The sequence below is a fragment of the Patulibacter medicamentivorans genome (genome assembly GCF_000240225.1).
GTDB classification, from domain to species: domain Bacteria; phylum Actinomycetota; class Thermoleophilia; order Solirubrobacterales; family Solirubrobacteraceae; genus Patulibacter; species Patulibacter medicamentivorans.
Genome location: NZ_AGUD01000112.1, coordinates 1 through 9,870, shown reverse-complemented (window position 1 = coordinate 9,870; position 9,870 = coordinate 1). Strand labels below are relative to the sequence as shown.

11 protein-coding genes are annotated in these 9,870 nt (G+C 75.1%); 8 read left to right on the top strand and 3 right to left on the bottom strand.

The features are described from left to right. The 8 genes from mbhE to PAI11_RS09260 all read left to right on the top strand — a co-directional run. Positions 1–1,384 (top strand): hydrogen gas-evolving membrane-bound hydrogenase subunit E (gene mbhE / locus PAI11_RS09295; protein ID WP_138974199.1); only part of this gene is annotated, 1,384 nt, incomplete at its 5' end. Beyond that, a complete protein-coding gene (locus tag PAI11_RS09290; RefSeq protein ID WP_007573496.1) occupies positions 1,381–1,881 on the top strand; it encodes a Na(+)/H(+) antiporter subunit C in 501 nt (166 codons plus the stop codon). The genes mbhE and PAI11_RS09290, both read left to right, overlap by 4 nt. Next, complete coding sequence (locus tag PAI11_RS09285) at positions 1,878–3,515, top strand: Na+/H+ antiporter subunit D (protein WP_007573494.1); 1,638 nt, start codon at positions 1,878–1,880, stop codon at positions 3,513–3,515. Before PAI11_RS09290 ends, PAI11_RS09285 begins: the two co-directional genes overlap by 4 nt. Continuing rightward, on the top strand, positions 3,515–4,087 hold the full coding sequence (locus PAI11_RS09280; protein ID WP_007573492.1) for a Na+/H+ antiporter subunit E: 573 nt from the start codon (positions 3,515–3,517) through the stop codon (positions 4,085–4,087). The genes PAI11_RS09285 and PAI11_RS09280 overlap by 1 nt, the downstream gene beginning before the upstream one ends. Next, on the top strand, positions 4,084–4,374 hold the full coding sequence (locus PAI11_RS09275; RefSeq protein WP_007573490.1) for an MrpF/PhaF family protein: 291 nt from the start codon (positions 4,084–4,086) through the stop codon (positions 4,372–4,374). The genes PAI11_RS09280 and PAI11_RS09275 overlap by 4 nt, the downstream gene beginning before the upstream one ends. Further along, on the top strand, positions 4,371–4,754 hold the full coding sequence (mnhG, locus tag PAI11_RS09270) for a monovalent cation/H(+) antiporter subunit G (protein WP_007573488.1): 384 nt from the start codon (positions 4,371–4,373) through the stop codon (positions 4,752–4,754). The genes PAI11_RS09275 and mnhG overlap by 4 nt, the downstream gene beginning before the upstream one ends. A 10-nt stretch (positions 4,755–4,764) precedes the next feature. Further along, positions 4,765–5,664, top strand: a complete 900-nt coding sequence (locus tag PAI11_RS09265) for an alpha/beta hydrolase (RefSeq protein ID WP_007573486.1) — start codon at positions 4,765–4,767, stop codon at positions 5,662–5,664. A 68-nt stretch (positions 5,665–5,732) separates the two neighbouring features. Continuing rightward, positions 5,733–7,268 carry an ABC1 kinase family protein gene (locus PAI11_RS09260; RefSeq protein ID WP_007573485.1) on the top strand — a complete coding sequence of 512 codons (1,536 nt, stop codon included), beginning with the start codon at positions 5,733–5,735 and terminating at the stop codon, positions 7,266–7,268. Positions 7,269–7,287: 19 nt separating this feature from the next. Here the strand turns inward: PAI11_RS09260 and PAI11_RS09255 are convergent, their stop codons facing one another. The 3 genes from PAI11_RS09255 to PAI11_RS09245 all read right to left on the bottom strand — a co-directional run. Further along, positions 7,288–8,061 carry an SDR family NAD(P)-dependent oxidoreductase gene (locus tag PAI11_RS09255; RefSeq protein ID WP_007573483.1) on the bottom strand — a complete coding sequence of 258 codons (774 nt, stop codon included), beginning with the start codon at positions 8,059–8,061 and terminating at the stop codon, positions 7,288–7,290. Then, complete coding sequence (locus PAI11_RS09250; protein WP_138974200.1) at positions 8,058–9,104, bottom strand: phosphotransferase family protein; 1,047 nt, start codon at positions 9,102–9,104, stop codon at positions 8,058–8,060. Before PAI11_RS09250 ends, PAI11_RS09255 begins: the two co-directional genes overlap by 4 nt. Positions 9,105–9,109: 5 nt before the next feature. Continuing rightward, on the bottom strand, positions 9,110–9,870 hold a 761-nt coding region (locus tag PAI11_RS09245), incomplete at its 5' end, for a dihydrolipoamide acetyltransferase family protein (RefSeq protein ID WP_040599480.1).

Sequence of the window (9,870 nt, the reverse complement as noted above, 5' to 3'; positions counted from 1 at the left end):
CGCCGTGGCGGCCGCGGGGTCGCCGGCGCCTGTCGCGCCGCCGGCGCCGCGGTCGCGCCCCTGGAGCCACCTCCGCGACGCCCGCGAGTGCTACGTCCGGCTGGTGGCCGCGACCGAGCGGCTGGCCGTCGCCGCCGCCCGCGCCACCCAGTCCGGCTCGCTGCCGGCCTACCTGATGACGATCCTCGTCGTCCTGATCGCGGCGCTGACGACGGCGCTGGCGCTCGGCGCCCCGTGGGACGTGGACGTCCGCGCCTGGGACTCGCCGGCGCAGGCGCTGGTCGCCGCGCTGGTCGTGGCGGCGGCGATCCTCGCCCTGCGGGCGCGGCGGCGGCTGAAGGCGGTGATGATCACCGGCGTCGTCGGCTACGGCATCGCGACCCTGTTCGCGCTCCAGGGGGCGCCGGACCTGGCGCTGACCCAGTTCCTGGTCGAGACCGTGACGCTGGTCGTGATCGTCCTGGTCCTGCGGCGGCTGCCGACGCACTTCACCGGCACGGTCAGCCACGCCGGACGGCGCCGCCTGCACCTGCTGATCGGGATCGCGGTCGGGGTCCTGATGGCGGCCGTGACCGTGGTCGCGCTCGGCGCCCGCGAGGCGGTGCCGGTCTCCGAGGGGATGGCGGCCGCCGCCCACGCGGCCGGCGGCAAGAACATCGTCAACGTGACCCTGGTCGACATCCGCGCCTGGGACACGATGGGCGAGCTGGCGGTGCTGGTCGTCGCCGCCACCGGGGTCACCAGCCTGATCTTCCTGCGCCGGCGCTCGCGCGACCTGCCGCGGCTGACCGACGCCGACGACGGCGAGGCGGTCTGGCGGATCGACGCCCCGCCGTTGCCGGCCCTGTTGGTCACCCAGACGCCGGCCGGCGGCGCCGGCAGCGCCCGCCGCGCCCGCGAGTGGCTGGTGGCCGAGAACACGCTCGCGCCCGAGCGCCGCTCGATCCTGCTCGAGGTCGTCGTACGGCTGATCTTCCACACCGTCCTGGTGCTCAGCGTCTACCTGCTGCTGGCGGGCCACGACTTCCCCGGCGGCGGCTTCGCCGGCGGGATCGTCGCCGGTCTCGCGCTGACGATCCGCTACCTGGCCGGCGGCCGCTACGAGCTGGGCGAGACCGCGCCGGTCGGCGCCGGGCTGCTGATCGGGGTCGGGCTGGTGATCGCGACCGGCACCGGGATCGCCGGGGCGCTGCTCGGCGACGCGATCCTCGACGGCGGCAAGGCGGTCCTGCACCTGCCGCTGGTGGGGACGCTGAAGCTCTACAGCTCGACGCTGTTCGACATCGGGGTCTACCTGGTGGTCGTCGGCGTCGTGCTCGACGTCCTGCGCAGCTTCGGATCCGAGATCGACCGCCAGGTCGACGCGGAGGCGCACGGCCGATGAGCCTGGTCCTCGCCCTCGTCGTCGGCGTGCTGTGCGCGAGCGGCGTCGTGCTGCTGCTGGAGCGCAGCCTGACCCGGGTGATGCTCGGCGTCGCGCTGCTCGGCAACGGGATCAACGTCCTGATCCTGGCGATGGGCGGCAAGGCCGGGCGGGCGCCGATCATCGGCGGCAGCGACGCGCGGCCGATGAGCGACCCGCTGCCGCAGGTCCTGATCCTGACCTCGATCGTGATCACCTTCGCGCTGACGGCGTTCGTGCTGGCGCTGGCCTACCGCAGCTGGCAGCTACAGGGCAGCGACGAGGTCCAGGACGACATCGACGACCGGCTGGTCGCGGCCCGCCGGGCGGCCGAGGAGCCCTCCGACGCCGGCGCCGACGCGGAGGCCGAGGCCGAGGCCGACGCGGCCGCCGCCGCGGGCGAGACCGCCGAGCGGGACGCGATCGCCGGCGACGAGCCCGCGCCGGGGACCGGCACCGGGGCGGAGCTGCCGCGATGAGCACCGCGTCGCTCGTCCCGCTGCCGGTGATCCTGCCGCTGTTCGCCGCTGGGCTGAAGTTCGCGATCGGCCCGCGGCTGCCGCGCCTGCACCGCCTGATCAGCGTCGGCACGCTCGCCGCGGTGCTGGCGATCGCCGTCGTGCTGCTGGTTGCCGCCGACCGCGACGGCCCGCAGGTGGCGGCGATGGGGGGCTGGGACCCGCCGCTCGGGATCGTGCTGGTGGCCGACCGGCTGTCGGCGCTGATGCTCGTGATCTCGGCATCGGTGACGCTCTGCGTGCTGATCTACTCCTACGGCCAGGGCACCGCCGACGAGGAGGAGGGGCTGCCGCTGGCGGTCTTCCACCCGACCTTCCTGGTGCTCTCGGCCGGCGTCTCGAACGCGTTCCTGGCCGGCGACCTCTTCAACCTCTACGTCGGCTTCGAGATCCTGCTGGTCTCCAGCTACGTCCTGATCACGCTCGGCGGAACCGGCTCGCGGATCCGCGCGGGGACGACCTACGTCGTGGTCAGCATCCTCTCGTCGCTGCTGTTCCTGGCCGCGATCGGGCTGATCTACGGCGCCGCCGGGACGATCAACCTGGCCCACCTGGCGACCCGGCTCGACGGGCTCGGCGACGGGATCCGCCTGCTGCTGCAGCTGATGCTGCTGCTGGCGTTCGGGATCAAGGCGGCGGTCTTCCCGGTCTCGGCCTGGCTGCCCGACAGCTACCCGACCGCGCCCGCGCCGGTCACCGCGGTCTTCGCGGGCCTGCTGACCAAGGTCGGGGTCTACGCGGTGATCCGGACCGAGACGCTGCTCTTCCCCGACGGACGGGTCGACAACGTGCTGCTGGTCGTCGCGCTGCTGACGATGGTGGTCGGGATCCTCGGCGCGGTCGCCCAGACCGACATCAAGCGGATGCTGTCGTTCACGCTCGTCAGCCACATCGGCTACATGGTCTTCGGGATCGCGCTCAGCTCGCGGCTGGGGCTGGCCGGGGCGGTCTTCTACGTCGTCCACCACATCACGATCCAGACGACGCTCTTCCTGACCACCGGGATGATCGAGCGCAAGGCCGGATCGACCTCGACCGAGCGGATCGGGGGGCTGGCGAAGACCGCGCCGCTGGTGGCGGTGCTGTTCTTCCTGCCGGCGATGAACCTGGCCGGGATCCCGCCGTTCTCGGGCTTCCTCGGCAAGCTCGCCCTGATCCAGGCCGGGGCCGCCGACGGGACGGCGCTGGCCTGGCTGCTGGTGGCGGGCAGCGTCGTGACGAGCCTGCTGACGCTCTACGCGGTCGGCAAGGTCTGGAGCCGGGTCTTCTGGCGCGCCCCGCGGGTCGCCCTGCGCGGGGCCGACGGGGCCGCCGTCGTCGGCGACGCCGAGGCCGGCGCGGCCGAGGCGGCGCTCGACCGCGGAGGCGCGGGGATCGGCGGCGAGGTCGTCGGCGCGACGCTCGGCGGGCGGGCGATCACGACCAGCTCGGCGATGCCGCGGGCGATGACCGGCGCGACGATCGCGCTGGTCCTGCTCGGGCTCGCCTTCACCGTCGGCGCGGGGCCGCTGGCCGACCTCAGCGACCGCACGTCGGGCGAGCTGCGCGACCGCGCGGTCTACATCCAGGCCGTCGGCCGGGAGGGGGCGACCTGATGCCCTCGCGCGTGCGGCGGATCCGCCGCCGGGTGGCCGGTGCCTGGATCCTCCAGCCCCTGACCGGCGTCTGGCTGGTCGTCCTCTGGCTGCTGCTGTGGGGGCGGGTGTCGCTCGGGCTGACCGCGTCGGGGATCGTGGTCGCGGCGCTGGTGATGCTGGCCTTCCCGCTGGCGCCGATCGCGGTCGAGGGACGCCCGCGGCCGTTGCCGGCGCTGCGGTTCGGGGTCCGCTTCGCCGGCGACGTGCTGCTGGCCAGCGTCCAGGTCGCGTGGCTCGCGGTGCGCCCGGGGCCGGAGCCCGAGACCGCCGTGATCGCCGTCCCGCTGCGGACCCGCTCGGACCTGATGCTGACGCTGGTCGCCGAGGCGCTCGGCCTGGTGCCGGGCAGCATGGTGGTCGAGGTCGACCGCCGCGCGCGGACCCTCTACCTGCACCTGATCGGCGTCCGCGATCGCGCGGCGGTCGAGCGCGAGCGGCTCAAGGTCCACGCGCTGGAGGCCAGGATGATCCGCGCGTTCGGCTCGCCGGACGACCGCGCGGCGCTCGCCCGCGACGAGGAGGACCGATGACCGTCGTGATCTGGATCGCCGCGACGATGCTCGGCGTCGCCGGGCTGCTGGCGCTGATCCGCATCGTCCGCGGGCCGGCGGTGCTGGACCGGATCGTCGGGCTCGACGTGCTGCTCTCGTGCCTGATCGGCGGGATCGGCCTGGAGGCGGCGTTCAACCGCCACGGCACGACGCTGCCGATCCTCGCGGTGCTGGCGCTGCTGGGCTTCGTCGGCTCGGTCGCGGTCGCGCGCTTCGCGGCCGGCGACGAGGACGAGCGGTCCGGCGAGCGGGAGGGCCGTCCGTGAGCGCCGCCGCCGACGTCCTCTCCGCGATCTGCCTGCTGCTGGGGGCGGCGCTCTCGCTGGCCGCCGGGATCGGGCTGCTGCGCTTCCCCGACCTGTTGAGCCGGATGCACGCCGCCTCGAAGCCGCAGGTGCTCGGCCTGCTGCTGATCCTGACCGGCGTCGGGCTGCGGCTGCGGACCGGGATCGACGTCACGACGCTGGTGCTGGTGGCGATCTTCCAGCTGATGACCGCCCCGGTCGCGGCCCACATGGTCGCCCGCGCCGCCTACCGCACCCGCCGCGTACGCCGCGACCTGCTGATCGTCGACGAGCTGTCGGAGCGGCTGGACGAGGCGACCGCGTCGTCGCGGGACGACGACGCGGAGCGCGGGCGCGACTAGGCTGGCGCCCATGGCCGACCCCGAGCTGCCGCCCGCCGCCGTCGCCTGGCGCGACTCGGGGCGGATCGCGACGATCGCGGGACGGCGGCTGTTCGTCCGCCGGCGGCCGGGGGACGGCAGCGTCGCCGGGGCGCCGACGCTGCTCTTCCTGCACGGCTTCCCGACCTCGTCGTTCGACTGGCGTGCGACGATCGACCGGTTGCCCGGCCACGACGCGCTGACCTTCGACTTCCTCGGCTTCGGGCTGTCCGAGAAGCCGCGCGGCCACGACAACGACCTCTTCGAGCAGGCCGACCTGACCGAGGCGGTGCTGGCCGCGGAGGGCGTCGAGGGGCCGGTGACGGTGATCGCCCACGACATGGGCACGACGGTCGCCAACGAGCTGATCGCCCGCGAGATCGAGGGCCGCCTGCCGTTCGCGCTGGCCGGCGTGCTGCTGAGCAACGGCTCGGTCGTGGTCGAGCGGGCCAGCCTGCGGCCGATCCAGAAGCTGCTGCGCTCGCCGCTCGGCCCGCTGGTCGCCCGGCTCTCCAACCGCCGGATGTTCGGGCGCCAGATGGCGGCGCTGTTCTCGCCCGGCCACCCGCTGGACGATGCCGAGGCCGCCGCCCAGTGGGCCCAGGTGGCGCGTGCCGGCGGCCACCGCAACATGCACCAGCTGGCGACCTACAACGGTCAGCGAATCGCGTTCGCGCAGCGCTGGCACGGCGCGCTGCGCGACTGGGACGGGCGGCTGGGGCTGGCCTGGGGCCTGCTCGACCCGGTCGCGACGACCGCGGTGCTGGACGCGCTGCGGGCGCTGCGGCCGGCCGCGGCCGTCACGACCTTCGACGACCTCGGGCACTACCCGCAGGTCGAGGACCCGGCACGGGTCGCGGAGGCGGTGGCGGCGTTCGCCGCGGCCGGATAGGCTGGTGGCGCTCGTTGCGTGTCCCTCCGCACACTCAGTGCACAACTGTGCACTGGTAGTGTCCGGCCATGAGACGCCAGGCGACTCCAGCGGCCTCCGACGCGTCCGCGCCGCCGCCGCTGCCCGACCGGGTCGCGCTGCTGCGCGCGTCGCGGCGGCTGGCCGAGCTCGACGGCCTTCCCGAGCAGGCGCTGCGCTGGCACGGCGCGGCGATCGAGGGTCGCCGGGCCCTGGCGTACGAGGCCGAGCGGATCGCCCGCCCACGGATCTGGCCCGACACCCTCGGGGCGCTGGCCGCGACCGGCTGGCGGGTCGCGCGGACCGCGGCGCCGGACGCGCCGGTGGTCCTGGTCGGGGCCGCGGCGACCGCCTTCGGGCTGCCGGTCGGTCCGCCCGACGCCTCGGCCGGCACGATCGCCCGCGCCCAGCGGCTGGTCCGGGCCGGGGGACCGGCCTACGTCAAGCTCGGGCAGTTCATCGCCAGCGCCCGCGGACTGCTGCCCGACGCCTGGGTCGACGCCTTCGCCTGGTGTCGCGACGCGGCGCCGCCGCTCGAGCCGGGGACGGCCGAGGCGATCCTCCGGCGCGAGCTGGGGGAGCGGGCCCACGGGATCGAGCTCGATCCCGAGCCGCTCGCCGCCGCCTCGATCGGCCAGGTCCATCGCGGTCGGCTGCGGGACGGCACCGAGGTGGTGGTCAAGGTCCGCCGCCCCGGCCTGCGGGCGCGGTTCCGCTCCGACATCGAGACGCTGGCGCTCGTCTGCGCCGGGGCCGACCGGATCAACAACGCGGTCCGCGTCGCCAACCTGCCCGGCTTCGTGGCCGTCTTCGCCCGGCTGTCGCTGGAGGAGCTGGACTTCCGGCTCGAGGCGGCGAACCTGGTCGAGAGCGTCGCGGTGCTGGAGGACATCGGCGTCGACGGCGTGCGGGTCCCGCGCCCGCTGCCGGGGATGGTCAACGAGCGGGTGATCGTGATGGAGCACCTGCCCGGCGTCTCCTACGCGCGGCTGGCCGACCAGCCCGGCGCCGTGGTCGACGGCCCGCGGCTGCTGGAGCTCGGCGTCCGGGCGGTGCTCGAGGCGACGCTGCGGCACGGGGTCTTCCACGGCGACCTCCACGCCGGCAACGTGCTGATCGCCGGCGAGGGCTTCTCGCTCGTCGACCTGGGCCTCTGCGGCCGGCTCGACGCCGCCGAGCGGGCCGGGCTGGTGCGGTTCCTGATCGGCTTCGCCGCCGCCGACGCGCGGATGCAGGTCGAGGCGATGCGCTCGTTCGGCGCGCTCGAGCACGACGCCGACGTCGACGCGCTGGTCGAGCGCTTCCAGGCCGAGGTCGACCGGCTGGCCGACCGCAGCGACGGCGCCGTCACCTTCGACCGCCTCGGCCTGACCCTCGGACGGCTGCTGCAGTCGCTGTCCGCGGGCGGCGTGCGGATCCCGAAGGAGCTGGTCCTGTTCTTCAAGAACCTGCTCTACCTGGGCGACTTCGCGGCCAGCGTCGCCCCCGGCGCCGACGTGCTGGCGGTCGTCGAGGGGCTGCTCCAGGACCTCTTCTCGCAACCGGACGGCGACGGCGCCGGTCTGCTGGCGCTGGTCGCCGGCTGAGCGGGCGTCCGGCGCCGCCCTAGGCGATCGTCAACCCGCCGTCGACGACGATCGTCTGCCCGGTGATGTACCCGGCGCCGGGACCGGCCAGGAAGACCACGGTCGCCGCCAGCTCGCGGGGGTCGCCGGTGCGGCCGGCGAGGATCCGCTCCTGCTGCTTGGCCAGGTAGCCGTCCGCGTACTGCTCGGTCATCTCGGAGGCGAAGAAGCCGGGCGCCACCGAGTTGACGCGGATCCCGCGGCGGCCGGTCCACTGCTGGGCCAGGTCGCGGGTGAGGCCGTCGAGGCCGGCCTTGCTGGCCGCGTAGGCCGCCTGCGGCAGGCCGGCGGTCGTGATCCCCAGGACGCTGGAGATGTTGATGATGCTGCCGCCGTCGGTCATCGCCGCGGCCGCCGCCTGCGCCGTCCAGTAGGCGCCGTTGAGGTTGACGTCGATCACCGAGCGGAACTGCTCGGGGGTCTCCTTGAGGGCCGGAACGGCGGTCCCGATCCCGGCGTTGTTGACCAGCACGTCGACGCGGCCGAACGCCTCGACGGCCGCGGCGACCAGCGCCCGGCAGCTGTCGGGATCGGCGACGTCGGTCGCGACCGCCAGCGCGCGGCGGCCGGTCGCCTCGACCAGCGCCTTCGTCTGCTCCAGGCGGTCGACCCGGCGGGCGCCGAGGACGACGTCGGCGCCGGCCTCGGCCAGCGCCTGCGCGAACGCGACGCCGAGCCCGGACGAGGCGCCGGTGACGATGGCGACGCGGCCGTGGAGCCCGAAGGCGTCGAGGATCGGAGAGGGAACGCTCATGCGACGGCAGTCTGCTCGATCAGGGCCCGGGCGCGGCGCGCCAGTCGCGGCACGCCCTCGCCGAGGCCGGCGAAGTAGGGGTCGGTGGTGGCGCCGGCCAGGTAGCGGCCGTAGCTGACCTCGAGGAAGATCGCCGCCTTCCAGACGGCCAGCGCCTGGTACCAGCCCAGCCCGCCGACGTCGCGACCGGAGCGCTCGGCGTAGCGGGCGGCGAGCTCCTCGCGGGTCGCGAAGCCGGGCATCCGGGTCAGCGATCCGAGGGCCAGCATCGGGTCTTCGAGGTCGTTGGTCTGGGCCCACATCGCGGTCAGGTAGCCGAGGTCGGCCAGCGGATCGCCGACGGTCGCCAGCTCCCAGTCGAGGATCGCGCTGACCCGCACCGGGCCGGGACCGGCGGCGAGCATCGCGTTGCCGAGCCGGTAGTCGCCGTGGACGACCGTCGCCGGACCGGACGTCGGCAGCGTCTGCCGCAGCCGCTCGGCGACCAGCTCCAGGTCGGTCAGGCGGCGGCTGGCGTGCTCGGTCAGGAGCGTGCCGAAGCGGCGCAGCTGGCGCTCCAGGTAGCCGGCCGGGCGCCCGAACCCGGCCAGCGGCTCGCGGGTGGCGTCGACGGCGTGCAGCTCGACCAGCGCGTCGACCAGCTGCTCGCCGATCGCCGCCGCCCGCGACGCCCCGGCGAGCGCCGGCGGCGCCGTGGCGGTGAGCACGTGGCCGTCGAGGAACGGCATCACGTAGAACGGCGCCCCGATCAGCGCGGGGTCGTCGCCGACCGCCAGCACCTCCGGCACGCGGACGCCGGCCGGGCGCAGGGCCCGCAGCAGCCGCGCCTCGCGCAGGACGTCGTGGGCCGACGGCGCCAGCGGACCGAGCGGCGGCCGTCGCAGCACCAGCCGCAGCGACCGGCGCCGGAGCAGGAAGGTCAGGTTCGAGTGGCCCTCGCCGATCGGGACGGCGGCGACCGGGCCGCTGCCGAGCCCGTGGGCGTCGAGGAACGCGGTCAGCGGCTCCAGCGGGAGCGCGCCACGGTGGTCGTGGTCGGTCATCGTGCTCACAGCGCCAGCAGCAACGGGGACTCGAGCCGCTCGCGGATCCGGCCGAGGAACCGCGCGGCGTCGGCGCCATAGAGGATCCGGTGGTCGCAGGTCAGGCTCAGGCGCATCAGCGGCCGCGGCGCGAAGGCGCCGGCCGCGTCGTCCCAGACCGGCTGCGTGGCCATCCGCCCGACGGCCAGGATCGCGGCCTGCGGCGGGTTGAGGACGGCGACGAAGCGGTCGATCCCGAACATCCCGAGGTTCGAGACGGTGAAGGTGCCGCCGCCCAGCTCGGACGGCTCGATCGAGCCGTCGCGGACCCGCTGCGCCAGCCGCCGGGTCTCGGCGGCGACCTGGGCCAGCGCCAGGCGATCGGCGTCGAAGATCGTCGGCACCACCAGCGCGTCGTCGGCGGCGACCGCGACCCCGACGTTGACCCGTTCGAAGAGCGAGAAGCCGTCGTCGCCGTAGGCGCCGTTGGCGCGCGGGAACTCGCGCAGCGCGAGCGCGCTGGCGCGGACGACGAGGTCGTTGAAGGACGGGACCGGCTGCTCGCCGGCGACCTGCTTCAGCTCGCCCCGCAGCGCGACCGCGGCGCCCATGTCGACGTCGACCTCGAGCACGAACTCGGGGGCCGTGGTCTTGGCCTCGACCATCCGCTGGGCGATCGTCCGCTGGATCCGGCTGAGCGGCTCGACCGTCACCGCGCCGCGGCCGGACGGGGAGCCGGCCGCGGCGGCGCGCGCGGCCGCCGCGGCATCCGGCGGCGCGGTCGCGG